The organism is uncultured Gimesia sp., from assembly GCF_963976445.1.
Classification (GTDB): Bacteria; Planctomycetota; Planctomycetia; order Planctomycetales; family Planctomycetaceae; genus Gimesia.
This window is the reverse complement of record NZ_CAXBKP010000001.1, coordinates 72810-98112: the sequence shown is the minus strand read 5'-3', so window position 1 is coordinate 98112 and position 25303 is coordinate 72810. Positions and strand designations below refer to the sequence as shown.

Genomic DNA, 25303 nt, shown 5'->3' with positions numbered 1-25303 from the left:
GTCTCCTTAATTCAATAGAACAGACCAGTGTGCTTTCAATGCTTCGATGTCTAGCTCGCCGTTCCATTCGTGATCCCATTTGATCCCGGTTTTGGTTCGACTGTCAGGATTCAGGCCGAGACGCAGCGGCTCATAAACCGGGCTCGCACTGAGGTCGGCCGGACTCTGTCCTTCCGCGAGTGCCTGCAGAGTGTAGCGGGTGATCGTGGTTTGCCAATGATGGTTCTGTTTTTTCTTAAGCGGTTCCTGTAGAAACGTGGCATGGTCCAGCACGGTTTCTACCGCAGTCGGATCTTGTGTTCGCGCCAGTGCGAGTAACGCGGCAAGATTCTGCTGACCCGCCTGTTCCCCTTCAGCGGAATTCAGTAGTTTCATCAGTGCCGGCACCGCCCGTTCCCGGGCAGACTCGGCATACAGATAACAGACCGCCGTTTCCCACCTCGTTTTGTACCTGTCTTGGAACGTCACTCTTTGTTCAACGGTTTGCTTCAGTGTGGCTTCGGCCTGGGCACCGCCAATTGCGCGGAGACAGTAGGCGATCTGCACGGTTCGGTAGGGACTGACATGATCAAAGCGTTCAAAATCGTATTCTAACGCGGCACTCAGAGGCGCGACGACTTCCGGCCCGCGTTCGATCAAACGCGACATCAGGTTGTGAACGCTGCCGGTCGAGTGCGGACCGAGCTTACCCAGTGATGCAATCAGTCCCGGCGTCGAATTGGCCCGGCTCGTTGTGACAAAGATCAAGACGAAGGACAGCGTCAGCGCAATCGCATTCACGCCGAAAGGTCGCAAATTATTCCGCAGCCATTCATCTTTGATTGTGAGGAACTGCAGCACTCGGAACAGCAGATACAAGACCCAGCAGAGCACCACCGGCAGACCGACGCCGAGCGGTATGATGAGCAGAACCCCCAAGATCAATAGGGGCACGCCGAAATAGAGAAACCGTTTGACCCCCATCGCCAGAGGCCGACTGAAAATCAGGGACAGAACCAGCCAGCCGAAAAAGATGCCAATCAATGGCCAAAGAAACGGAACCCGCACCTCGGTCGCACTGTTCGCGCAACTCATACACGCCTCCGCTGACTGCGTCGGCAGAGTGAGGAGCAAGACGAACATGATCAACCACGTTTTTATTCGCTCAATCACTTCACAACTTCTTTATATTTCGGCACAGCTACTCGCTGATACTTGATCCCCTTGGCAAGTCGCTTGAAGTTGTTGGTCAGGTCATGATCACCACTCAGGAAGATCACTGCAACGCCGTCAGCTTTCAGTAAGTTCGTCACGATGGCGTCCTCGCGGGCTTCGATTGCTTTCTTATCGGTAATCATCTTGCCTTCAGACCGAACGGGGGGCGCTGCCTCCAGCGCTTTTGAGTCATCTGCCGGGAGCAATGTATTAAGCTCACCTAAAATAGCAAGCTGACCAGCCGTACCAATAATATTTTGATGTTCAATCAACTGGTCACGTCCCCCTTGTGGGGTTTCTGAGTTTTTCACGTGATTTTTTAACAATTGGAGAAGCTCCATCAACTTCTCATGATTTTTCTCGGTGAGTCGTTCAAGATACACGGCAGTAAGCTTGTGTTTTGGGATCAAGCTCCTGAGCAGGTCCCTTTGCTGTTTCTGAATTGTTTTCAAGTCTTCAAGAAAAACGATATAGTTCTTCAGGATTTGATGCTTGGAAATCGTTTTGTCCTTGCCTTTCAAATCAGTACTGTAGTCATCATACGAGAGGTAAGACCGATCCAGAATGTGAATCACCGAAGAAGGTTCGGCGTGTGTGGGGAGTGGGGTAAGTAGCAGAATGAAGAGGCAAAGTCGATTCATGATTCCTCCGGTCTATTTTTATGTTCCTTATGAGTATGTATTGTCTGGTTTGAATGGTCAAGAAAAAAAAGACGCAGTCCTCCGGAAATCAATCACGCAAAACTGATTCCCTTCCTCACAATCGCGGTAAATGATCCTGAAACTCTGGCAACCGTCCTTCTTCGATATAAAATGCATACTGCCGCAGATATTCGATTGCCGGGCCATTGAGATAGGACTGCCACTCATCCACATTATTGTTCCATTTACGTAGTGAATCTGCATCTGACAACAGGTCATATCGCGTGTTCCACCAGTCGCGGATCAGTGAGAGAGTCCAGTGCTCATTCCCATCAGCCGCGTAGCCACAGAATGGGTCGACGTTCGCAGCACTCACCACGTTTTCCAGTTCGTAAAGATTGATTGGTTGGCAGTAGATGAACTCGTAGCCATCACAATCAAACATGATATTGTCAGGTGCTTCAGGTCGCCCTGTCAGACAGTTGTCTGTCTGGCCGCAGTAAATAGGTCCGGGTATGTTAAACCGGTTTCGTTCTGAAAATATCCCGTCGAAGGCATTGAAGTCTTCTGCTTTTGCGTTCCTGCCTGATGGTCGGATGTTGTAATCACTCAGGTCATACCATGGTTTATCATTCATCTCTGTACCTTAAAAAAGATTTAAATAGACACTGAAGCGACAATGAATCTGGCTAAGAAGTTCTGACGGAATGACTGAAATCCTGGTTTTTGTCAAATCCATCCCCAAAAGAATTTCAGAAAATAGGTTGACGTGACGATAGTTTATATGTAATGTATATGGGCAGAGATCAGGAGCAAGCTATGACACACAAACAACTACAACAGGAGTTAAAGAAGAAGCAGGCCTTCGAGTCCCCTGAGGTCGAGGCGATTCTGAACCTATTGCGTACCAGCGATCAGTTTCAGAACCGCCTCGGCAAGTTGTTTCGTGAGTATCGTTTGACCTGCTCTCAATATAATGTGTTGCGAATCCTCCGCGGCGAAGGGCAGCCGCTCCCCAGCTTGGAAATTGCCAGTCGCATGGTGCAAGTCGTACCAGCGATCACTGGTTTAGTTGATCGGCTGGAAGAGCAGGAACTCGTCGAACGCAAACGTTGCAAGAAAGATCGGCGGGTTGTCTATGTGGCAATTACTGCCAAAGGTGAGCAACTGTTGAACCAAATGGATCAGCGGGTGAGTGAACAACACACGCAGTTAATCGGACACTTGACACGGAACGAACTCAAGGAACTAAATCGTCTCCTGGTCAAAGCGCGGCAGAGCTGTGTCGTAGAGTCGAAAGCCGCCGATTGATTTTTTTTAGCCAAATGGTTTACATGTAAATAATATTAAATTGAAGTAATGTCAGGAAAGGATCTCAAAATGATTCGCATTCGCAAGGCACAGGAGCGGGGCCATGCCGACCATGGCTGGCTTGATACATTTCACACGTTTTCATTCGCCGACTACCAGGATCCGGAACACATGCGGTTCCGGGCACTACGGGTGATGAATGAAGATGTCGTTCAGCCCGGTCAGGGGTTCGGCACACATCCGCACCGGGATATGGAGATTGTGACTTATGTTCTGGAAGGTGCTTTGGAACATAAAGATTCTATGGGGCACGGCGAAGTGCTGCGAGCGGGCGAATTCCAGCGAATGTCGGCAGGCACCGGCATCACGCACAGCGAATTCAATCCGTCAGAGAACGAGTCGGTGCACCTGTATCAGATCTGGCTGTTCCCCGAGCGGAAAGGAATCGAGCCGAGCTACGAACAGAAACGCTTCCCCGATAGCGAACAGCAGAACCAGTTGAGGCTCGTTGCATCTCCTCAGGCAGAGCAGGGGGCGCTGTTGATTCATCAGGACGCGCGGATCTATCTATCGCAAATCGACCAGGGGAAAACGGTCACGTATGAACTGCCAGAAGGAAGGCACGCCTGGCTGCAAGTACTTCGTGGGGCGGTAGTGCTCAATGAGGTGCCGCTCGATACCAGCGATGGCGCCGCCGTCAGTGATATCGGGAAGTTAACGATTGAAGCGACCGACAACGCCGAGATCATGTTGTTTGATCTGGCTTAAACAGAGTTTGAATTCACCTACATTCATTATCGAAGAGAAAGAGAAACCGATGTCACACCATCTATTAGAGGGGCTCGTTAGCTTAGCGGGACGTACCATGATCGCGACCATTTTTCTGATGAGCGCCGTGGGCAACAAAATTCCGCAGTTCAATAACGTCGCCGGTTTCATGGCTTCGGAAGGGGTTCCGCTCCCGAAAGTCATGCTGGCCGGCGCGATTGTGTTCCTGATCGTCGGCAGCCTGTCAATTATTGCCGGCTTCAAGACTCGTATCGGAGCCGGGTTGCTGTTTGGATTCCTGGTACTGGCGACATACTTTTTCCATGACTTCTGGACCATACAGGACGCACAGGCACAACAGGGGCAAATGATTCACTTCATGAAAAATCTGGCACTGATGGGGACCATGTTGTTTCTGATGGCCAATGGTCCCGGGCGGATGAGTCTCGATCACCGCCTGGCCTCCCGTTCGCAGGTTAGTCCTGCGACTGAATAAACAATGCACTTTCTAAATGAGTTCATTGAGAGAGTAGAGTGGCTCAATCTGATTCCTGTTTCAGATTGAGCCATACTCGTCTGCGTTTACGGTGATTGACGCGTCATTAATCTGAAAGAAACCCACTGAGGGAATCTACGATTGCCCCTTCAAGCGAGGACAATTCAGGCGTAAAAATACTCAGAACCCGTACAAAGTGACCTGTTTATGAGGCGAATCCCGTTTTTAATTGTTTAATCAGCTTTGTGGGCATCACTGTGATCTAAGCTTTTAGCGCACTCCATGTGCCAGAATTGTGAACCCATCGGGTAACAGATGATGACGTCATGGTGCACTCGAAATATTACTGAAAGGTATTTCGCAGAAGCGACAGAGGCAACAAGACGTTTCAATCAACGGGGAAGAAGCAGTGGCTGAGATTCAATCCGAACTAACCTGTTTGAAAGCATTTCGTGACGCGGTCGACGAAGCCGGGATTGTCGCGATTACCGATGTTCGGGGGGAAATTCTCGAAGCCAATGATAATTTCTGCAACATTTCCGGTTTCAGCCGCGAAGAATTGATTGGCGCCGATCATCGCATTCTGCGCTCAGGTTACCATCCTCCAGAATTCTTCAGAGACATGTATCGCAAGATTGCTCGCGGTGCCATGTGGCGGGGGGAGATCTGCAACAGAGCCAAAAACGGAAATTTCTACTGGGTTGATACCACCATCGTTCCCATGTTGGATGAACAGGGAAAGATCAAGGGATATCTGGCGCTGCGAATTGATGTCAGCGAACAAAGGCGGCTACTCGATAGTCTGCATCAGCTTGCCCACCGTGATGCCTTAACCGGGCTGCCGAACCGGGCTGCGATCCTGCAATCCATTCAAACGGTCATCAATCAGAAAACAACCAATCACTTTGCCTTGTTGTTCATGGACTTTGATCGGTTCAAGCTGATCAATGATAGTTTGGGACATGATGTGGGTGACAAGCTTCTGGAGGCCATCGCCGATCGTTTAAGAAAAGCGGTCCGCTCGACAGATTCCATTCAGGCAGCGCGCATGGGTGGGGATGAGTTTGTCGTGCTGCTGGATGATCTGTCGGCACCGGAAGTTGCGATGCATGTTGCTGAAAGACTCCAGAAAGATTTATCAAAGCCTTATCAACTGGGGGGCTATACGATCTACTCCAGTGCCAGTGTCGGCATTGTTACCAGCGAACATCTCTCGGAAACGGCGAGTGAGATGCTCAGCAACGCCGATCTTGCCATGTACGAAGCGAAAGCGGCAAAAGTTGATCGCCCGATTGTGTTCGACCAGGTACTGCGTGATAAGGCACAGAAGCGACTCTATATTGAGAACGAACTTCGTGATGTGATTTCAAGAGATGAATTAACGCTCTTTTATCAGCCGATCGTCGAGTTGGAATCGGGAGAATTCCGAGGCGTCGAAGCGCTGATTCGCTGGTTCCACCCCGAAAGTGGGATGATTCCGCCGGATGAATTCATTTCAATTGCAGAAGAGATGGATCTGATCATTCCCGTCGGCAACTTTGTTGTGCATGAAGCCTGTCGCCAGCTCAGCGAATGGCGAAAGACTCTGGGGCCGCTCGCTCCGGCAAATCTACATGTGAATGTCTCGCGCAAACAATTGGAACACCCTACATTGGTGACAGTTGTGAAAGAGGCACTGCAGAAGTATGAGATTCCTCCCGAATGTCTTCATCTGGAAGTCACCGAAAGCATCATTATGCATGATCGTGAGATCTCGGTATCCATTTTGAATGAACTGAAAAAGCTGGGTGTGAATATTGACATCGATGACTTCGGCACCGGTTATTCTTCCCTGTCTTGTCTCTGTGATTTTCCGATCGATGTTTTGAAACTGGATCGTGAGTTTGTCAAAAGATCCGATCGCGACCGTGAAGTGATGTTGATCGAGGCGTTAATCATTCTGGCTGAAAAACTGGGGCTGGAAGTGATTGCCGAAGGCATTGAAAACGCAGAACAACTGGCTTTGCTGCAGGCATTGGGCTGTCGGTACGGACAAGGTTATTTCTTTTCGAAACCACTCATTGCCGCTGATCTGGAGAAGGAAATTCTTAACGAAAAATGGCCATCCCCCAGCATGGCCAGCGTCTGATCCAAGTCAGGAACGTCATTCCAGGCCGTTTTTTTACCCCTTCTCGCTAGCCCACCTCATCGGATGATCCTACGTAACAACCATTCTTTCCCGCTGCGCACATGGATTTTAGAACATTTGTTTTAATGTTCAATTTTCCATGAACCAGAGGGGATTAATTTGTGTCTTGAACCCCATGTTGCATTAAACTAAGAGACACGAGTCTCTGTGATGAATATGGTTTTCAAGAGGACGAACCAGAGAGGATGGGATTCTTTAATCAATTGTTTGGGGAAAAAGACTTTGAATCAGGTGACATTCCTGACACGATGCCGTGGGATACTCGGCCTTCAATCTATGAGCATATCTGCGCTCACATTAATCCGGATCAATTCGGCTTAATAGAAGCGGGCTACGTTCTGCCCGATGAAGCACGCATCAACGAGGGATCGGAATTGCGTTGGGCCGCCGGTGCCCTGGATGGCGTATTGACGCATCACGGCGGAAACGGCAACGCACAGGAGCAAGTGCAAAAAACAGTCACGCTGCTATTGAATTATTGTGATCAGCCGACAGCCGCGAATAAATATGCGCTGTACCAGCACATTCTCAACGAGAGTATCGTCTCCATGATCGATGCGGTGATCGAGAGTCTGTTGAACGAGCAGAAACTCAATCATGAGCGGCTCTATGAACTGGCGTCTTCGTTCGCGACGGAAGCCCCTGATCGCGAAACCGTCAAATTCGGGATTGCGATTCTCGGGCTCTATCAGGTCGCCGAAAATACCCTGTTGTTTCAAATACTGGGTCGACACGATGAGTTCACACTTTATTGTTCGGTAGCACTCGGGAATATAGCTGAAGAGAGTGAGCTGGCGTTATGGGAACTGGCGCGTAACGTTGATGGCTGGGGACGGATTCATGTCGTGGAGCGGCTGGCAGAAACGGAAAACAGCGAAATCAAGAACTGGCTGTTGCGCGAAGGATTCCGCAACTCCATTTTAAATGAATACCTGGCATTTACTTGCGCGACGACAGGCGGTCTATGTGCTGCGCTCAGTGAACCATACGTCGATCGTGAACTGCTCACTTCAGCGGGAGAACTCATCGAAGCTCTGATTAACGGTGGTCCCGCGGAAGATATGGACGATTACGATGACGGCGCGATTGTGGTCGAATTGTTTCTTCAACAGCTTGAAACGGCTATAGAGAGACTGACTGATTTTCTACATGTGAGTTCGATTCAACAGTTTCTAAAGAATGAGGAAGCCGACTGGGGATCTCGTTCAGAGCGAGGTTGGACGGCGCAGCGTCGCCAGGAACTGTTAACGATTTGTAATCAGAATCTGGATCGACCCGAGTGGTCGGACCGTGTACAGCGAGGACTCGAAAGTCTTTACGAACAGGACTTTTATGCAGCGAATCAAGTCGCCCGCGTACTTGAGATGCCCACCTGGGATTATCACTGGAAACGTTTGCAGGAACTGCCTCACGATTCCGGTCGCTGGTTCAATCTGATGCTGGTCTGTGATGAATCGCAAATTTCACAAGTGCTGGAATTCGCCGAACAGTCGCTGGACTTAGCATCGATTGCCAGTGGCGCAGATGATGCGCTCGGCATTGGCCCGGAATATGAACAGCACTCCTGTCTCGATTTTATCCTGCAGGAACTGCGTCGGTTTCCCGGTCACGGCTCTGTTTTGATTGAAGCCGGTTTGAAAAGTCCGGTGGTGCGCAACCGAAATATAGCGGTGGCCGCTCTGGCGACCTGGGGAGAAGCGGCGCAGTCGTTCGCGCCATTAAAACAGGCGGCGGAAGTAGAACCGAGTGAGAGTCTACGTCACAATATACAGAAAATCCTCAAGGGCGAGCCGCCGGAAGAGTAAACGACGATGGACCAGACAAGAGAAACACAATCCCGTTTCGATGTCGTCAGAACCGTAAATCCATCTCAGACCGCTGCGAATTAATCGCGTTGGGTAGACTAATCACGATTCCAGCAATGCTTGAATCGCATTCCACAAACCAGGCGCCACATCACAGGGGCCGGCGGCAGCGGCGATTGCTGGGGAACGACTCATGCCACCACTGCACGCGATGAGTGTGGGGACTTCCGATTGAATGAACCGTGTTGTTGTCTCAATCGCCGTTTGCAGGATTGCCGGGTTATTTTCTTCGCCGTCGATCAAAGGCAGACGACAGTAGACGATCTCTCGCGGAAAAGTGATCGGCGGTTCTTCCAGCGCCAGGTCAATGACGGCTGCTATTCCAAGATCCAGCACACCTTTCACATCGCGGGCATCCCGTGCATTGCCAATCCATAACAACTGGGAAAGGACTTCACGCATCAGCAGATTTTTTTCTGGCCTTTTTCTTCCATGACAGGATGGCGTCAAGTGAAAGCGGGCCGGCACCCACAATCAGCAGAAACAGTGAGCCCAGTAGCATCGAGAAATCGGTACGGGCCGCGTGCGCCATGTCCCAGAATCCTTTGTCCGATAGCATCGGGATTTTCGTTGAGAAAATCGCAACCAGCATGATCGTAATCGTTGGCAGCACCGCCAGCCGCGTTAGCAGCCCCAGCACAATCAGCACGCCACACACGACTTCAAAGCCGGCGACGAAGTATGACAGGAACTCCGGTTCCGGCAAACCGATCTTCACAAATCGACCGGCGCCTCGGAGTTCCGGATACAGAAACTTCTGAATCCCTTCCGAAAGAAAGACCAGACCGACCAGTAACCGGATCAGTATCACCGCCGGTGAAGCTTTTGTTTGCAATGTTTTTGTGAACAAACTCATCTCAACGGTTCCTTTCGCAAGCTGGCTTCTGGAGAACCATAAACGGGAGAAACGCTTAGATCAGCCGCCCGTCCGCCGTTGAGTGAATGTACTTTTCTTATTCACATTCGCAACGTTGTCTGTTTTGGGAACTGCGGACTGCATAATCTTGGCACGCGCGGGAATCGGTTTTTTCGATTCCTGATTGGTTTTCTCCTGAGTCATCTTTTTGATGTCATCAAGATGTTTTTTCTTGGCGACGCGTTTTTCGCGATCTTTCTTTTTCTGCTGTTTTTTATTAGCCATCTGGCTAGTCTCCGTTTATGAGATGATTGATGAATTTATGTCTGGGTAAGCCCAGGGGAGTAAGCCCCGGGAAATTTAGGGAATCGGCTCAAACTGAGCGATGAGTACTGCTCTGGAACCGAGTTCAAGCAGCATTTTAGCAGCACGATCAGGAATTAGCTAGAATCAGGCATAACTGGAGTTTAACTTCTCACTGATTCAACCACAGCACCAGGCCCAGAATCAGCAAGAGCACAATCCAGATCAATATTGCCTGCGTCGTTGCTTTTCGAGCCCGTTTGACTTCCCACCAGCTCCGAGGCCGAACGCCCTGTAACAGAAACGTCGCCACTCCGGCCAGGTTAATGCAGATCACGTTCGTAATCGTCAGCAGAAACGCACCACTCGCCAACGCAAAAGAACCGTTTCCCAGCAGCATGCCGCACGTCACCAGCGGCGGCACAAGAGCGACCGCCACCATCACGCCGATCACGGCACCAGAGAGACCTTGAGTGAATGCCAGTGTCCCTGCACAACCGGCGGCCAATGCCAGCAGGATATCACCGATATCAACTTGGGTCCGAGAAGCGATTGAGGGAATCTCCGGGTCGACTATGAATAGCAATCCGCCACAGATGGCTAAGCCGAAAGCAGCCGAGGAACCGGCGATGTTGGTGATCAATGCGCGGCGGAGCAGATCAAAATCGCCCAGGGTCGTCGCCAGTGACATCGCCACATTTGGTCCCAACAGGGGGGCAATCACCATCGCGCCAATAATCACCGCCACATCATCCCGCAGTAGTCCGACTGCAGCCACAACAACGGAAAGTGCTGCCAACCCCATAAACACACGCGTGACACCCAGTCCCTCGTTGACATTCGAGTAGAGTTCCTCGCGGCTGATCCGCTGCTTACCGTAGCGTTTTTCTTCTGATGGATCTGATTCCTGTGCTGCATCTTCTTCAGGTTCCGGTATCACACGCGGCAGCACCGCTTCCACCGGAAACAGAAGCACATGAAACCCTTTCGTGTCTGCGTATTCCTGTTCAAACCGATCCATAATCGGTTCCGTTTCCTCGGCAGGAACCAGCAGGTGCAGTACCAGTTGATCCGCGTCCGTGTCTCGCCAACGACCGAGAATTTCGCGCCCTTCCAGAAGTTCCTCTAGTTTTTCATGGTTGCTCTCTGGAATGAATATTTGCATGACCCGCAGAATCATTGTGTCTCTCTTGGTTGAAGATGAGTGAACTGTGTTTCGACTGAATTGAGGCAGATTCTATATGCGCTGATTAAAAATTCTACCTGCATCAGATTAAAATTGGTAGAATGAAAGGCTGAGAGCGGTTTACTTTCATGCAGCGCAACCTTCAATAGCTCAACCATTAGCGAGACAGCGAAACCGACAAATACAGTATTATATAAGAATCGCGTTAAGGGAGACAAACCAATGCAGGATGAAGCCAGCTATCTCTGTGACGCCTGTGGCGAAGAAATCGTCATTCCCGTTGATCTGACGGAAGGCACCGAACAGGAGTATGTGGAGGACTGTCCCGTTTGCTGTCACCCGAGCGTCATTCACGTGCACGTTGATCCCGATGGTGCCGTGCGAATCTGGGCAGAAGCAGAGGACGAATAGGCGGGGTTAACGCAGCGCAGTGTTCCTTATTCCGGACTCACAAACTGAAAGCGAGGCACCTGCTGTCCATCGACTTCAACCGTCTCCTGAAACATTTCCTTCGGCCGTACCCACAGGCTGCATTCGCCATAGTCCTGCCGATAAACGACCATTTCTTCTTCAGTTTCACTGTGACGCGCAACCTCGATGACGAGATAGTCTTTGCCTTTATAATGACGATATCGACCTGGCTTCACTGCAGTTGATCTCCTTGATGACATTCCTTGTAATTGGCTAGACCGAAGCCTCTTCCATCGCCGCACTATATTCGCCCCGGCGAGCATCTCGATTGCATTTTGCCCGATGTGCGAGTGATTTCTGTGCTGCTTCTACATTCGCAGGATCACCAGCCCAGATTCCCATGCCGGGTTGCTGGATTGCCCGTGCAAAAGAAAAGGCCAGCGCCCAGGGAGCACGTGATTTATATTTCACATTCATCGCATTCAATCGTTCCGAAGCGAGTTCACTCGATTGTCCCCCTGACAAGAAAGCGATACCAGGCACTGCGGCAGGAACGGTGCGACGGAAACAGGTGATCGTCGCATCAGCGACTTCATCGGCCGAGTTCTGCTTGGGGCATTCTAAACCAGGAACGACCATATTTGGCTTCAGGATCATTCCTTCCAGCAATACTCGTTGAGTAGCCAACTGTGCGAAGACCATCCGCAGTGTTTGCGTGGTGACATCGTAACAGCGTTGTAAAGAATGTGCGCCATCCATCAGCACTTCCGGCTCGACAATCGGGACCAGACCTGCTTCCTGGCAGAGCGCGGCATATCGTGCTAACAGATGCGCGTTCGCTTCAAGACAGCCTTGACTCGGAATCCCGTCGCCAATGGTAATGACCGCTCGCCACTTCGCAAACCGAGCCCCCAATTGCACGTATTCCTCCAGCCGCTCCCGCAAGCCGTCCAGCCCTTCCGTGATTTTTTCACCCGGATGGCCGGCCAATGGTTTCGTACTCTTGTCGACTTTGATTCCGGGAATGATGCCTGCCTCAGTCAGAATCTGAACGAAAGGGGTGCCATCTTCGGTCTGCTGGCGAATCGTTTCATCAAACAGAATCGCGCCGCTGATCGATTCATTCAGTCCAGGCGTGGTGACGACCAACTCCCGATAGTTTCGTCGATACTCTTCGGTCTCTGGAATTCCGAGTTTCGCGAAGCGTTTGTGGCAGGTAGGCGTGCTCTCATCCATTGCCAGCAGCCCTTTGTCGTCCGCCACCATCGCATAAGCTGTCTCGATCAGTTGTTTGTGACTCATCTTCACTGCTCCCCTTGCTAGACCCGAAAAAGTTCACAGCTTACCGGCAGTTTGTCTCAAATGCGTTATCTGCACAGAAAGAGTGGCCTGACTCCCTTCACTGTAAACCATTGCCTTCCATCAGTGCAAGGGCACGTTGCAGGGGACAATTAGACGAGGGAGCAGACGGACTGCGGTAACAGTTCAGCAGTTCCTTCGAACGCCGAGCCAGCATCCGCCGCACTTCCCGCCGTTTCCCCTTCACGCGTGGAATGGTCATTTCATCATAGGCGGTCGTCTGATGCCGCATCCAGGCAATCACGGCTGCTTCCGCCCGTTGTTCGACCGGAATTCGTTTCGTACGGGCCACCGTCCCGCTGCCGACCGGCGTCGCATGTATGGTGATCGCGCGGGCCATCTGTTTTGCTAACTCTGCATGTGCGGGGTGAAAATCCAGAAACGCCAGCACGGAACCCAAAAAATCATCCACGTATTCCGCCTGAACTTTTTCGCGGCGCTGAGCTGCTGCCGCTTGTTTTTTCGCATACGCGTCCGTCGAACGCTCGGCATCAAGTTCTGTGCGAATGCGTTCAATCGTCTCCGCTGGCGCCCAGACCCCTTTCGAAAATGTCCGCCGTCCCTTTTTCTCCTGCACAACCCAGGATTCACCGGCCGCTTTCACCCGCCGCGTCAAACCAGCATCACCGGGAGGCAATAGAGCCCAGCCCGAGGGAACCGTGTGTATCGTGCCATCGGCGGCTTTGACGGAATCCGGCGTGGGACCGGGGGTGAAATTCGGGGTGTTCATGACTTGGTCTCTCGGTAGTTCTGATGATAGTGGAAATGTTCTAATTGAAGTTCTGAATTACAGCAAGGCTCTGTTTCAGAGGTACCAGTCGATTTTGAGTGATTTATAGAGAGTGGTTCCGCATTTTAAGAGGAGTGTGTTTGACTGGTAAGAATATTTAATAAATAATGTAGGTGTCAAAAGTTGCATGGCATTAGTCAGGGAATGACGCCTTGTCTTAATTAATAAAGAATAGAAAATAGTTGAATTCTGTTAAGACTTTGTATAGAGTAAATGAACAGTTCATATACAGCGCGCCGCATGTATTCCATTTCAGTTTGCCCGAACATAATTTATCTGAGGGTGAGGCTGAGACAGACTAATCGTATGTTTTTCAACTATTGTTTCTGTTTCCTCTCTTGTGAATGCGAAGGTGTCCGATGAATAAAAGTCACTCGCGCGGTTTTACCTTGATTGAGTTGCTGGTCGTGATTTCGATCATTGCCATCCTGATTGCGCTTTTACTTCCCGCCGTTCAACAGGCACGGGAAGCAGCCCGCCGTTCAACTTGCAAGAATAATCTCAAGCAGATTGGGCTGGCAATCCACAACTATCATGACTCACATTCTATTTTTCCACCCGGCGATATCAACGCTGGCGCAATCAATTCCGGGAACTGGGTCGGTACGAACCTCGTGCGCAATCATACGATGTATATGATGATCCTCCCGTTTCTCGATCAAGCCAATATCTACAATTCGATTAATTTTGAAGCAGCGACAGGTGTCTGCGACGTCGACGGCAAAGGGGGGGGAGGTTCGCAGATCTCGGCGACCGACCACATGATCATTGTGTTTCGCTGTCCTTCTGATCCAGGCATGACCGATCAGACAAAGGATCCTTACACAAAGTCGGGCACCGGACATTATGCCTGCAACAAAAATCATCGTGTCAGTTATGGAATCGTCTCGAATACCATCGAGAATAGGATCAATACAACTTATACCGGAACCTATGTCGTTGCCAGTGATCCCAATGCGAATGCCAGGAAATCAGCCTGGGGCCACAATGGTGCAGCGAGATTTAGAGATATTACAGATGGCTCCAGTAATTGTATTATCATGCTGGAGACGCCGATCCAGAAATCGAGTAATGACTACGGACCTTTTTGGAGTCAATACAATCATACGAACTGGATTACCCCCAGTTATGGAAACTACGGTATCAATGGCTATCCTGCTTCGAAGTATGTTTACGCATTTGGTGCAGGTAGTTTACATGTCGGAGGCGCTCACGCATTGCGCGGAGACGGCAGTGTGAAATTTCTCAGCGAAAATCTGGACCTCAATACTTTGAAAAATCTGGTGACCATCAAAGGCGGCGAAGTCATTGGTGAATATTAGAACGCATTCCGTGTAACCTTAACGCCGCTCATGTTGTTTTTATCGATCCGAAAGGCCTTGGAGACGCTACGATAAACCTGGACACCGACTAGAACATATCCCACGAAATCGTCGCGGATTTCGTGGCTCGCTACTCTGCGATGACTGATCTCTGCTCGAAATTCTTCCGGGAGCTCCTCCCGGAACTCTCTACAACGATGAGGAACTTCAAGAATGCATCAATTAAATCGGCTGATCTCTTTCTCTCTGTTAGTACTTTGTGTGGGGCTGAGTTCCTGCAGTTCGAGTGGCTCAAGCGTTCCTTTGGAAAAAGTCACAGGCAAGGTGACGCTCAATGGCGAAGCACTCGACGGGGCCATCATCATTTTTGAGGAAGTTAATACCGGTGCTTCCTCACACGGTCTGACAGATGCCGAAGGGCAGTATGAGTTGAAATCCAAACAGGACGAGTCAGGTGCCCCGGCGGGCAAGTATGTTGTGAAGATTATCAAGCCGGAAGGTGAAGTCGCCGGACAGGAATTGATCCCGGCAAAATACAACTCAAAATCAGAATTGAAGGCAGAAGTTAAAACGGGCGAAAACAAATATGACTTCGATCTGATGAATCAATGATCGCTGACATGCTTCGATTTTGATGGACCTGTTGTGGCAAGGCCAGCGACAAAGATCATCGGCTCAAATCTGCGACGAGTCCGGTTTCCTGCTCCTGTTGAGTGGTCTGGGAATTAAGTGGTTTGAGGAAAAGTCTCAATTTCGGGGGCTTTCATTTCATAGCGTGATGCGACGAGTTTACCACCATCAGTGGGTGAGAGCAGAAATGTTCAATAAACTCTCCTCGGAAAATATCTGAAGCTGTCGCTCTATGAATTATTTGCTACAATAAGGTCCGAATTCCCCGCACAGGCTGATTGCGGAGTCAATCTGTCAGGTCGATGGAACAGGGGAAGACTCTCTATTTTGTGGCGATGGTATAGTTATGTCGAAAGATCGGCTCCAATCCGACTTGTGTGCAGAGAAGTTAAAAGCGCTGGGTGAGCCGATTCGGCTCCGCATCATTGATCTGTTGAGAGATGGCGAGCGGACAGTGAGTCTCATCGCCGAAGATCTCGAAGAAGAAGTCGTCAATATCTCGCACCACCTCGGCATTTTATATCACGCAGGTCTGGTCATCAAACGCAAAGAAGGCCGCTTTGTGGTCTACAATTTGCATCCGGAAGTCTCAGCCGTCAGCAAGGCCGGCAAGCAACATCTCGACTTCGGCTGCTGCCGTCTGGAAGTGCCTGACGTGTAGACGATTGCCCCAGAGGTAGATCCATGTCGACAGAGCTCCGCATCAAACGTATTTATGAAGATCCAGATCCTGAAGATGGTTACCGGGTTCTCGTCGATCGGCTCTGGCCTCGTGGCATGTCGAAAGCAGTCGCCAAAGTCGACCTGTGGCTGAAAGAGTTCGCACCTTCAACTGAATTGCGCAAGTGGTTCCATGCTGACTCAACTGACTACGAAGAATTCGTCAACCGATACCAGCACGAACTGGAAGAACACCGCTCTGAAATCGAACAGACAGTCGGATCTCTAAATCAGCCGACCATTACCCTGCTGACGGCCGTCAAGAATCCGGAACGCAGTCATGTTCCCCTCTTGAAAAAATTCCTGACGGACCTGCTATCAAACGGGTAATTTACTCTGTCTTCCGGAAAGAATGACCGGTTTTCAGTCCGGCGATGAAGATCACCAGCGCAACTGCACCCAGAAAGAAGATCGTATCGCCGGGCACACGCATCCAGCGCAACGTCTGCATCAGATCACTCTGCATGAATTCACTGCTGCGGGCAAACCAGTAACCATGTTCAACGGAAGCCTTTGTCTGCAAGAGTCCCACCGGCAACAGGCTTAACATACACATCGCCATCAATCCGATGTTCAATGACCAGAATGAGAATCGCAGCATTCCCTCTTTCCATTCCTTGCCGGGAATCAGCACACGCAGACAGAGCAGCATCAATCCAATTCCCAGCATCCCGTACACGCCGAACAACGCAGCGTGACCATGGAGTGGCGTGGTGTTAAGTCCCTGCATATAATACAGGGCGATCGGAGGGTTAATCATGAATCCAAACAAACCCGCACCGATCATGTTCCAGAAAGCAACCGAGATGAAGAAGTAGATCGGCCACTTATATTTCTGGACCCATTGTGACGATCTCGATCGCCGCAGGTCTTCCGTGGCATCAAATCCCACCAGGACTAGAGGTACCACTTCCAGTGCACTAAAGACTGATCCCCAGACCAGCGCCACAGTCGGCGTGCCCGAGAAATACAGATGGTGACAGGTGCCGATGATTCCGCCTGACAGGAAGATCGTCGCCGAGAGCAGTGCCGCGCCTGCCGCAACCTTGGGGCGTATTAGATTGAGACGCATGAATGTGAAAGCGATGACCGTCGTGGCGAAGACCTCGAAGAATCCTTCGACCCACAAATGGACCACCCACCAGCGCCAGTATTCCACCATCGTTAAATGGGAATGCTGCCCCCACGTCAGACCGGCTCCGTAGAACAACGCGATGGCGCCCGAAGCAACGGCCAGCAGTGCAACCAAGTGTCTTTGCTGCCCCGTCTGTCGCAAAGCGGGAAGCAACACGCGGATCATCAAGACCAGCCACAACAACAGGCCGACCATCAGACCGATCTGCCACACCCGGCCCAGATCGACATATTCATAACCCTGATGCCCGAAGTAAAACGAAACCGTGTCCGTCATTTTATTTTGAATACTCAACCATTCGCCAGCAAGCGAACCGACGACCACAATCAGCAACGCGCCAAATAAGACGTTCACACCAAACCGTTGCCACTTCGGTTCATGATTACTCACTAGTGGCCCGATAAATAATCCCGCCGCCAGCCACGCCGTCGCGATCCAGAACAGACCGATCTGAATGTGCCAGGTTCGAGTCACACTGTAAGGCAGCCATTCGGAGAGTGGGAAACCGTAAAATCCATCTCCTTCGACGCCGTAGTGCGCAGTGATTACGCCCAGTGCCATTTGCACGAGAATCAGCGCCGACACGATCCAGAAGTATTTAATCGTGGCCCGTTGTGACGGAGTCGCCTCCCAGAGTGCCAGCGGATCGGATTCCGGTATCGTCAGATCCTCCTCGTCTTCGCCTCGTTTCGAAGCGTACCACCAGGCCATCGCGGAAATCCCCGCCAGCAGCATGATGATACTCACTCCGGTCCAGACGATGTTATCACCAGTCGGGCGATTTCCAACCAGGGTTTCGTGAGGCCAGTTATTTGTGAAGCTGGTCACGTCATCAGGACGATTTGTAGACGCCGCCCATGAGGTCCAGAAGAAGAAGGCAGATAACTTGTGCAGGCGATCCGGGTCGGTTACTGCGCCTGCGGGAATGGCGTAATCCGAGTTTCCTTCTGAGAACACCTCTGAGTAGTGAGCGAGGTTCGAAGCAAATGCTCTAGCACGTACCGGATCAACGGTGACCGTGCCGGTCTCCAGATCATAGGTATTCGTTCGCATCAATTTTGTTAAGCGGGCCGTCAGTTGGGCCTGCTGTTCTTCGTTAAGATCTTTGAATTCCTGTTTAAAATCGGCATGGGACCAGTCTTCGAGAATGAAGACCGCTTCCCGATGTAACCAGTCTGCTGTCCAGTCAGGAGCAACATAGCTGCCATGCCCCCAGATAGAACCAACTTCCATTCCCCCCAGTGTCTGCCAGGCATTCTGGCCGGCAGAAATGTCGTTTGCGGCGATGACAGTCTGGCTGTCGGTCGTCACAACCTGCTCGGGAATCGGTGGCATCTCCTGGTAGATGCGCGTCCCGATCCACCCGAGAACCAGAAATGAGAATACCATGACACAGGTGAAACCAATCCAGAGTTTTTTCACGACAGCCAGTTCTCCATCTTCATGATAGGGGAGTTATTATAGAACGATTCAAACGCCATCTACTCGATGGGCAGAGTATAACTCATGGCCCCGATGGCGGCTCCTTTTTTCGCGTTTGCATAATGCGGATGGCACATCACGCACTTCTGCATGACAACGGGAATCGGGGTCATTGTGCGGAGATAGGATTTACCGTCTTTTTCAATGATCTGTTCAACGAGGGCTTTGCCGGCGATTAACTGCTTTGCTCCCTGTTTTTCAAACTCATCATTGGCGACGTTTTCTGCTTCATAAGGCTCGCCAGTCAAGTCGATCAAGCGGACTTTATGGTATCCCTTTTTATCCATGGATTTAAAAAGAGCCACGAATGCGCTGCCGGCCGGATAGTCGTTTTCATCGTTCACATATTTGTCGGTGATGAGCACAATGGACGACTTGTAAATATCATCCAGCATCCTCACTGTTTTACGGGTTCGCTTAAGTGCCGCCTTTGAAGGGCCGGCCTGTTCACCTTCCTGCGGCGTCTCAGCAGTAACAAAATTACTGATAGCCAATGTCAGAACAAGAGCTGCTGTGCCGAGCGCTGTCACAATTTTTAACATTACTTTAATTTCCTTTTGTCAGATTGAATACGGGTATCAATTCCACATTTTTATAACAGGATCAAAGGGTCCGTAATTGTGTAGTATAGCGACGCTAAATTGGATGTCAATGTCCACAAAAGGGCTGGTTTCAAAGAGAGGAATTTGTTGTTGATGGTTGATAATAAGTTGTAAGTCTATAAAAAATAATATGTTATAGATAATTGACTCTAGGCTGGTTGAGGGGGACGAGGTTGTACTCCCATTTTTCTTCTGTAGGTAGCCAATTTAAATTCAGACGGTTGACAGAAAAAAAGGATATGGTAATATGGCGGTATGACCATGAAAGAGAAAACACGCAAACAATATGAAGCCCGTGCGAAGATCGCCAAAGCGATGGCGCATCCGAGTCGGCTGCTGATGCTGGACCTGCTCCAGAAGCAGGAGATGTGCGTTGGCGATTTGACCGATCAGGTCGGTGCAGATCAATCGACCGTTTCGAAGCATCTCGCCATTCTGAAAGAGGTGGGACTGGTCGATGTTCGTAAGGAAGGGGCGCTCAGTTATTATCGGGTTACCTGTGGTTGTCTCGATGGGTTCTTTTCGTGTATGGAAACTGTTCTGCTGTCAGATCTGAAGGGGCGACAGAAGTCCCTCAAGTAAAATTTTTGTCACAAATATGGTCGTATGGCAATTTCGCCATTTAATGCCGCTCGATGGAAACGATTCAACTCTGCGGTTCAACTGCAGTGTGAGAAACTTTAATTCAGACAGACAATATTAGGAATCGTGAATATGACTGTAGACAAGGGCTGTTCTGCTGGTACGAATCAGGGAATCAGTTTCTTTGAACGTTACCTCTCGCTGTGGGTGGCTTTGTGCATCGTTGCCGGAATTGTTCTGGGGAAAGTTGCGCCGGGGTTTGCTCAGTCACTCGACGGCATGGCAATCTATGTCAATGATGCGCCCGTGATTTCGATTCCGATTGCTGTCTGTCTCTTCTTCATGATGTATCCCATCATGGTGAAAATTGATTTCGGAGAGGTTTTGAAAGCAGGTAAGGCAGTGCGTCCGGTGGGATTAACGCTGTTCATTAACTGGGCGATCAAACCGTTCACGATGTATGCGATTGCCAGTTTCTTTCTGGGAACTCTATTCCTCACATTCATCGGACCGGACGCGGTCGACTACGTCAAAATGCCCTTCGGTGCAGACCTTGCGGTAGGAGCCGAATACGGATCTGGCAAAGTCGTGCTGGTTGAAGGCGTGAAGATGCTCGAAGTTCCGCTGTGGAGAAGTTATCTGGCGGGCTGCATTCTGCTGGGAATCGCACCTTGTACCGCGATGGTACTGGTCTGGGGATTTCTCGCCAAAGGAAACGACGGACACACGCTGGTGATGGTTGCCATCAACTCGTTGATCATGCTAGTGCTCTATGGCTTCCTGGGAGGATTCCTGCTCGGCGTTGGTAAATTACCGGTTCCCTGGCAGGCGTTGTTACTTTCGATCGGCGTTTACGTGGCTCTGCCTCTGGTCGCGGGGTACCTCTCGCGTAAGTGGCTGATCGCCAGTAAAGGAGAATCGTGGTTTCGAGAAAAATTTCTGCACGTGTTGACGCCAGTTACAATTACGGCTTTGCTGGTCACGCTAGTTTTGCTGTTTTCATTCAAAGGCGAGACGATTCTCAACAACCCCTTAACGATTCTCTGGATCGCCATTCCTTTGTTGATTCAGACGGTAGTGATCTTTGCATTAGGATATTTACTTTCGAGGGCACTCGGATTAACGTATGAGAATGCCGCTCCGGCAGCCATGATCGGTGCCTCGAATCACTTTGAAGTCGCTATCGCTACTGCAACAATGTTGTATGGGCTCTCTTCGGGAGCCGCGCTTGCTACGGTCGTCGGGGTGCTGATTGAAGTCCCGCTGATGTTGCTGCTGGTTAAGTTTTGCCTCAGAACTCAGAACTGGTTTCCACACGAGACACTTGTCGAATCTGCCGGAGAACAAAAGACAGAGACAGTCAGTGATGAACTTTTATAATCAAAGGAAAACAAGAAAATGAAACGTGTGTTAATCTTATGTACCGGAAATTCCTGCCGCTCGCAGATGGCTGAAGAACTGTGGGAAACACTGGGCGCTGGGGAATGGGAGTCAGAGTCGGCGGGATCGAAGCCTTCGGGTTACGTGCATCCACTGGCCATCGAAGCAATGCGTGAGCTGGACATCGATCTGTCAGAGAACACCAGTAAGTCACTGGATCAATTTACCGATCAGGAATTTGATCTGGTTGTCACGGTCTGTGACAATGCGAAAGAATCATGCCCTGTCTTCACCGGTGCCACGCAAACATTTCACTGGCCCTTTGATGATCCCGCTGATGCCACCGGATCTGATGATGAAAAGATGAAAACCTTCCGCCGTGTACGCGATGAAATTAAAACAAAAATAAACACGTTTTTAGCAGATGAATCGGCTTAAAACCAAATTGTTAATCATAAGGAGCATTCAATGAATCAGGAATCCGCGAATCAGAAATCCGCAGTTGATTTTCCCGGTCAGTTTCGCCTGCACGTGGCACTCACCGTTTCCAAGCTGGATCAGTCAAAGCAGTTCTATGAAATTCTGCTGGGCGTTTCGCCGAGCAAGGAACGTCCCCGCTACGCTAAGTTCGAACCCGTCGATCCTTCTGTTAATCTGACCCTCAATGAAGTGGACGACGACGTGACCGTTGAAGGCGGATCCGCTCACTTCGGGATTCAGGTCAAGTCGGTGGAAGAAGTACACTCTGCCATGGATCGCTTCAAAGCGGCTGGTATCGAAACGATCACCGAGGAAGCGACCACCTGTTGTTACGCTGTGCAGGACAAGGTCTGGGCCGTCGATCCGGATGGTCACAAATGGGAAGTCTTCGTGGTTTTAGAGTCTGATGCGAAAGACGAGCTTTACGCTCAGTCAGGCTGCTGCGGCCCCGAAATGGTGACGTTGGATGCGTGTCAGGCTTCCGAAACAGACACCAAGTCTAATCCGTCTGCACAGTAACCCATTGGGCACTGTGGATGGTTCCGTGTTGTTTGTTGTGGGAACTATCAAGTAGTCTGGTTTGGTCCGGTTTCAGAAAATCAAATAAGACGATTGTATTTTTGTCTGCTTTGTTTGATTCAGCCGGATCAAACTCTTTGGTATACCGGGCGACTTTGGAGATCTGAAACATGCGCATGGTCCCTTTACCAAACAGACCGGCTGGTTTGGTTTGTGTCTCTCTCCATTTTTGTTGAGCGCCCAGAAAGAGTTTACGTTCAGGATCAAAGGGGCCCGGTTTCGGTGCGGTCATCTTGTGGACAAGTTTGCCGTTGAGGTAAAATGCCTGTTCGTTTCCATCATACACCATGGCCACGTGGTCCCAGCCTGCTTCGGAATTGGGATCAACGGGGGCGGAGTAATTTTTTCCGTTGTTGCTTTCCCAGCCGGTCGAGTGTCTGTTCGCACGAATCGAGATCCAAATACTGTTTTGTGGATCCCCCTGAATTCCCTCGCAGCAGATTCTCCCGCGCCAGTCCTTGACCCAGGCTTCGATCGTAAACGTGTTCCATTCAGTAAAATTGACGTGCGGCAGAGTGACATAGCTGTCCTTGCCGTCAAACTTTAAGCCGTATTGCACCTTGGCTTGGCCCTCTTTGTCTGGCTCGGCGGTGGCTGGATTTGATATCACTGCCAAACTACAAATGCAATAACACGCAGCGCGTAAGCAGAATCGGAAATTTTTCATAGGTTTGAATCCTGCCTCAGTCCACGTTGGTCTAATCTTGTTCCGGTTTAGGTGATTGTACTCATAGAAAGTCTTCCGTTCTCAAAATTGTGTCTCGAAAATCAGAATTCATATTAATTTCACAAAATAGAATCACGATCATTCACAATTAAACCTTCACTGTATTCTATCGCTGTCCAGGCAACATGATGGCATACAGGGAGTTGGGATCGAAATTCCAGATCAGTTTAAGATTCGTTAGAGAGACCAGGAGAGTTGTCTGGTCTTCATTAGTCAACGAGTGATTCAGCCGCCAGGCCAATCCAGATTGTGCGGCGATTGCAAAAAAATGATTGATGGAAGAAGTTCCTTTTAATGGCCATGATTTCAATGTCATCCAATTCGGAAGAGAAGAGAGATTATCACTGCCATTAAAATACAACCAGATACCAGTCAGCTTACCCTGATGGATTGCTAATTGAAGATTGACTTTATCCAATTCGCCATAAAGCAGAACACAGTTGTTTTGTGGATCTGTTCCGCGATGGTACCCCTCGTCGTCAGGAAATTCAATCGCTTCAATCACCTGCGAACGGCTCATTCCGAGCTCAAGTCGTCCCAGCTTTCCCGTTCTCAGAAAGTCAATGATGACGTTATCCAGATCAATCATTGATGCTTGCCAGCCGAATTCGTACCAGCAGCTCATTCAACGCTTCAGTAGCGCGAGGCTTCTCAGGTAGGCTGGTCGTCTCCATCGCCTGTTCCAGTTCACTCACAAGCCGCTGATATTCGCGTTCGTGAAAATCCATGTCGGCGGCATCCAGGGTTGATTGCTCTGCTCCGTGCAGCTTGCGTTCAATCAACTCCGGAATGTAGGACAGGCTAGCCGATTCGTTTAACGTAATCAGATTCGGTTCGACTTCACCAGTTCGCATCAGTTGCAGGCCCGTCAACAGAACCCGATACACATACAGCAGCGGCTTGACCCGGGGCGGATCTTCTTTCTGGAACAGTTTCCACTGCGTCGCCGCGAAACCCAGGTAGTGATACGCGTGATATTTCGTTACACACCCGGCAGCCAATGCCTTTAACTCTTCGTACTCGGGTGTCGCATACACAACCAGAGGCGAAAGGAGTTGCTCCAGCACATAACCGTTCTTCTTAAGCATCAACTGAAAAAACTTACCGACATCATGCGTCACCAGATCAATTTCCAGCCCTTCGACGATGCGCGTACTCTCTACCGTTTCCTGTCCCCCTTTCAAACCGATAATGGTTTCCAGAGGCAGTAGATGCACGCCTCGCAGATCGTAGTCGGAATCAGGAGAAGGGAAGCCGTAAAGATGCGAACCGCTGATCGTAGCAAACAGCAGCGGAAACGGATGTTGTTCGACTTGGTTCTGTAATCGGGGATCAATGTTCATGGCAGTTCTTCCCGTGTCGCCAGTTGGCGTGCTTTGATTAAATACGCGTTCGCTTTTTCATAATCGGGTCTGTCGGGCAGTTTGGTTTCTGCCAACGCTTGCTCAAACTCTTGATGCAGACTTTTCCGCCATTTTTCGGTTTCACCCCAGGGGACATCCCCCCGTTTGATCGCCAGTAATTGTTCCCGGTAAGGACCTGCGTCGACAACCACGTAACCTTCGCGCAGCAGCGTTACCCCTGAAATCAGTAGCCGAATCAAGTGCATCACATGTTTCCATTTGACCTTTCCCTGATTTTTAATGTCGGTCTGCATCTTCTTGAACTGCGACATCACGTAGCCGTTATACGTCTGATAGACAATTCGCGTCAGAAAGATTTCCCGCATGTCGAGCAGTTCCTGACCGAGGGGGGTAACCTTCTCAATCAGTGGAGTGTAGAGACATTCCAGCACGTTCGGGTTCGCCTTCAGCGCCAGCACTAGAAACTTCTGCAGTTCCCAGTAGGTTTCCTGAGTCTCATGACAATCCAGTTGTTCCGGAACGCCATACAGCGACCATTGTAAATCAGCCGGTGGCAGATAAACGCCGCGATAATCGGTGTCGGATTGATCATCTTCCAGTCCAAAGGCCCGGGAGCCGATGATGCACTTGAAAATCACGCGTTCAAACAGATCACTGCGATGGGCGTTGATCTCGCAGTTGCCGATTTCACCCTCTTTGAAGCTGGCTAACAACGTCAGTTCATCCGCCTTCAGTGCTTCTTCGACGCCATCCGGAAACTTCACTCGATAGGAATGATCTAGATCGCGCGGCGACCGTACAATGACTCCCACCGCACCGCGGGGATGCAGCGTGCGACCATTGGGGCCGATGATCTCTTTCACGGTGACGATCTGTGTCCCCTCAGAATAGATCAGATTCGGATGGTAGTGCACTCGTTTATTCATTGTATT

At 50.3% G+C, this 25303-nt stretch carries 30 protein-coding genes; 14 read left to right on the top strand and 16 right to left on the bottom strand.

Annotated elements, in window-relative coordinates; translation table 11 throughout:
- Positions 1-6 precede the first annotated feature (6 nt).
- The 3 genes from AAC022_RS00440 to AAC022_RS00430 all read right to left on the bottom strand — a co-directional run bounded on the left by AAC022_RS00440 (position 7) and on the right by AAC022_RS00430 (position 2472).
- Positions 7-1074 (bottom strand): hypothetical protein, encoded by a 1068-nt coding sequence (locus AAC022_RS00440; protein ID WP_339726915.1) that lies wholly within the window; start codon positions 1072-1074, stop codon positions 7-9.
- A gap of 74 nt (positions 1075-1148) precedes the next feature.
- Complete coding sequence (locus AAC022_RS00435) at positions 1149-1715, bottom strand: hypothetical protein (RefSeq protein ID WP_339726913.1); 567 nt, start codon at positions 1713-1715, stop codon at positions 1149-1151.
- Positions 1716-1950: 235 nt separating this feature from the next.
- A complete protein-coding gene (locus AAC022_RS00430) occupies positions 1951-2472 on the bottom strand; it encodes a hypothetical protein (protein WP_339726910.1) in 522 nt (173 codons plus the stop codon).
- 182 nt (positions 2473-2654) lie between these two features.
- Here AAC022_RS00430 and AAC022_RS00425 point away from each other — a divergent pair, with 182 nt between their 5' ends.
- The 5 genes from AAC022_RS00425 (at position 2655) to AAC022_RS00405 (ending at position 8403) form a co-directional block, all read left to right on the top strand.
- Positions 2655-3146, top strand: a complete 492-nt coding sequence (locus AAC022_RS00425; RefSeq protein WP_339726907.1) for a MarR family transcriptional regulator — start codon at positions 2655-2657, stop codon at positions 3144-3146.
- A gap of 69 nt (positions 3147-3215) precedes the next feature.
- A complete protein-coding gene (locus tag AAC022_RS00420) occupies positions 3216-3914 on the top strand; it encodes a pirin family protein (RefSeq protein ID WP_339726905.1) in 699 nt (232 codons plus the stop codon).
- Between the two features lie 49 nt (positions 3915-3963).
- Positions 3964-4410 (top strand): DoxX family protein, encoded by a 447-nt coding sequence (locus AAC022_RS00415; RefSeq protein WP_339726903.1) that lies wholly within the window; start codon positions 3964-3966, stop codon positions 4408-4410.
- Positions 4411-4819: 409 nt separating this feature from the next.
- Positions 4820-6538: an EAL domain-containing protein gene (locus tag AAC022_RS00410; RefSeq protein ID WP_339726901.1), complete on the top strand. Its 1719-nt coding sequence runs from the start codon at positions 4820-4822 to the stop codon at positions 6536-6538.
- 245 nt (positions 6539-6783) lie between these two features.
- Entirely contained in the window at positions 6784-8403 is a 1620-nt protein-coding gene (locus AAC022_RS00405) for a hypothetical protein (RefSeq protein ID WP_339726899.1), read from the top strand.
- A gap of 102 nt (positions 8404-8505) precedes the next feature.
- Here the strand turns inward: AAC022_RS00405 and AAC022_RS00400 are convergent, their stop codons facing one another.
- The 4 genes from AAC022_RS00400 to AAC022_RS00385 all read right to left on the bottom strand — a co-directional run bounded on the left by AAC022_RS00400 (position 8506) and on the right by AAC022_RS00385 (position 10802).
- Complete coding sequence (locus AAC022_RS00400) at positions 8506-8865, bottom strand: dual specificity protein phosphatase (RefSeq protein ID WP_339726897.1); 360 nt, start codon at positions 8863-8865, stop codon at positions 8506-8508.
- On the bottom strand, positions 8858-9319 hold the full coding sequence (locus AAC022_RS00395) for a DoxX family protein (protein WP_339726895.1): 462 nt from the start codon (positions 9317-9319) through the stop codon (positions 8858-8860). The genes AAC022_RS00400 and AAC022_RS00395 overlap by 8 nt, the downstream gene beginning before the upstream one ends.
- A 60-nt stretch (positions 9320-9379) precedes the next feature.
- A complete protein-coding gene (locus tag AAC022_RS00390; protein WP_339726893.1) occupies positions 9380-9604 on the bottom strand; it encodes a hypothetical protein in 225 nt (74 codons plus the stop codon).
- Between the two features lie 190 nt (positions 9605-9794).
- Positions 9795-10802, bottom strand: a complete 1008-nt coding sequence (locus tag AAC022_RS00385; protein ID WP_339726891.1) for a TIGR00341 family protein — start codon at positions 10800-10802, stop codon at positions 9795-9797.
- 228 nt (positions 10803-11030) lie between these two features.
- Here AAC022_RS00385 and AAC022_RS00380 point away from each other — a divergent pair, with 228 nt between their 5' ends.
- Entirely contained in the window at positions 11031-11219 is a 189-nt protein-coding gene (locus AAC022_RS00380; protein WP_339726889.1) for a CPXCG motif-containing cysteine-rich protein, read from the top strand.
- A gap of 26 nt (positions 11220-11245) precedes the next feature.
- On the opposite strand, the gene AAC022_RS00375 is transcribed toward AAC022_RS00380, so the two are convergent.
- The 3 genes from AAC022_RS00375 to AAC022_RS00365 form a co-directional block, all read right to left on the bottom strand.
- On the bottom strand, positions 11246-11455 hold the full coding sequence (locus tag AAC022_RS00375) for a DUF1653 domain-containing protein (protein WP_339726887.1): 210 nt from the start codon (positions 11453-11455) through the stop codon (positions 11246-11248).
- A gap of 37 nt (positions 11456-11492) precedes the next feature.
- Positions 11493-12521 carry a class I fructose-bisphosphate aldolase gene (locus AAC022_RS00370; protein WP_339726886.1) on the bottom strand — a complete coding sequence of 343 codons (1029 nt, stop codon included), beginning with the start codon at positions 12519-12521 and terminating at the stop codon, positions 11493-11495.
- A 97-nt stretch (positions 12522-12618) separates the two neighbouring features.
- Complete coding sequence (locus AAC022_RS00365; RefSeq protein ID WP_339726884.1) at positions 12619-13308, bottom strand: DUF2293 domain-containing protein; 690 nt, start codon at positions 13306-13308, stop codon at positions 12619-12621.
- 419 nt (positions 13309-13727) lie between these two features.
- On the opposite strand from AAC022_RS00365, the gene AAC022_RS00360 reads away from it, so the two are divergent.
- The 4 genes from AAC022_RS00360 to AAC022_RS00345 all read left to right on the top strand — a co-directional run bounded on the left by AAC022_RS00360 (position 13728) and on the right by AAC022_RS00345 (position 16370).
- A complete protein-coding gene (locus AAC022_RS00360) occupies positions 13728-14690 on the top strand; it encodes a DUF1559 domain-containing protein (RefSeq protein WP_339726882.1) in 963 nt (320 codons plus the stop codon).
- A gap of 213 nt (positions 14691-14903) precedes the next feature.
- Positions 14904-15302, top strand: a complete 399-nt coding sequence (locus AAC022_RS00355; RefSeq protein WP_339726880.1) for a carboxypeptidase-like regulatory domain-containing protein — start codon at positions 14904-14906, stop codon at positions 15300-15302.
- Between the two features lie 364 nt (positions 15303-15666).
- Positions 15667-15981 (top strand): metalloregulator ArsR/SmtB family transcription factor, encoded by a 315-nt coding sequence (locus AAC022_RS00350; RefSeq protein ID WP_339726879.1) that lies wholly within the window; start codon positions 15667-15669, stop codon positions 15979-15981.
- 23 nt (positions 15982-16004) lie between these two features.
- A complete protein-coding gene (locus AAC022_RS00345) occupies positions 16005-16370 on the top strand; it encodes a DUF488 family protein (RefSeq protein WP_339726878.1) in 366 nt (121 codons plus the stop codon).
- Between the two features lies 1 nt (position 16371).
- On the opposite strand, the gene AAC022_RS00340 is transcribed toward AAC022_RS00345, so the two are convergent.
- Together AAC022_RS00340 and AAC022_RS00335 are read right to left on the bottom strand one after the other, a co-directional pair.
- A complete protein-coding gene (locus tag AAC022_RS00340; protein ID WP_339726877.1) occupies positions 16372-18597 on the bottom strand; it encodes a nitric-oxide reductase large subunit in 2226 nt (741 codons plus the stop codon).
- A 59-nt stretch (positions 18598-18656) separates the two neighbouring features.
- On the bottom strand, positions 18657-19199 hold the full coding sequence (locus AAC022_RS00335; RefSeq protein WP_339726876.1) for a DUF3365 domain-containing protein: 543 nt from the start codon (positions 19197-19199) through the stop codon (positions 18657-18659).
- 321 nt (positions 19200-19520) lie between these two features.
- Between AAC022_RS00335 and AAC022_RS00330 the strand changes: the two genes are divergently transcribed.
- From AAC022_RS00330 to AAC022_RS00315, 4 genes are all read left to right on the top strand, one after another.
- The gene (locus AAC022_RS00330) at positions 19521-19841 is read left to right on the top strand and encodes a metalloregulator ArsR/SmtB family transcription factor (RefSeq protein ID WP_339726875.1); all 321 of its coding nucleotides are present in this window, start codon (positions 19521-19523) and stop codon (positions 19839-19841) included.
- Between the two features lie 132 nt (positions 19842-19973).
- A complete protein-coding gene (gene arsB, locus AAC022_RS00325; protein ID WP_339726874.1) occupies positions 19974-21221 on the top strand; it encodes an ACR3 family arsenite efflux transporter in 1248 nt (415 codons plus the stop codon).
- 18 nt (positions 21222-21239) lie between these two features.
- Positions 21240-21659, top strand: coding sequence for an arsenate reductase ArsC (locus AAC022_RS00320; RefSeq protein ID WP_339726873.1), 420 nt, complete (start codon positions 21240-21242; stop codon positions 21657-21659).
- 30 nt (positions 21660-21689) lie between these two features.
- Positions 21690-22220, top strand: a complete 531-nt coding sequence (locus AAC022_RS00315; RefSeq protein WP_339726871.1) for an ArsI/CadI family heavy metal resistance metalloenzyme — start codon at positions 21690-21692, stop codon at positions 22218-22220.
- Here the strand turns inward: AAC022_RS00315 and AAC022_RS00310 are convergent.
- The 4 genes from AAC022_RS00310 to AAC022_RS00295 all read right to left on the bottom strand — a co-directional run bounded on the left by AAC022_RS00310 (position 22201) and on the right by AAC022_RS00295 (position 25297).
- Positions 22201-22890, bottom strand: coding sequence for a LamG domain-containing protein (locus tag AAC022_RS00310; RefSeq protein ID WP_339726870.1), 690 nt, complete (start codon positions 22888-22890; stop codon positions 22201-22203). The genes AAC022_RS00315 and AAC022_RS00310 overlap by 20 nt on opposite strands.
- Before the next feature lie 223 nt (positions 22891-23113).
- Positions 23114-23632: a hypothetical protein gene (locus AAC022_RS00305; RefSeq protein WP_339726869.1), complete on the bottom strand. Its 519-nt coding sequence runs from the start codon at positions 23630-23632 to the stop codon at positions 23114-23116.
- Entirely contained in the window at positions 23589-24350 is a 762-nt protein-coding gene (locus tag AAC022_RS00300) for a nucleotidyltransferase domain-containing protein (protein WP_339726867.1), read from the bottom strand. Before AAC022_RS00300 ends, AAC022_RS00305 begins: the two co-directional genes overlap by 44 nt.
- Complete coding sequence (locus AAC022_RS00295; RefSeq protein WP_339726865.1) at positions 24347-25297, bottom strand: nucleotidyltransferase domain-containing protein; 951 nt, start codon at positions 25295-25297, stop codon at positions 24347-24349. Before AAC022_RS00295 ends, AAC022_RS00300 begins: the two co-directional genes overlap by 4 nt.
- Positions 25298-25303 lie beyond the last annotated feature (6 nt).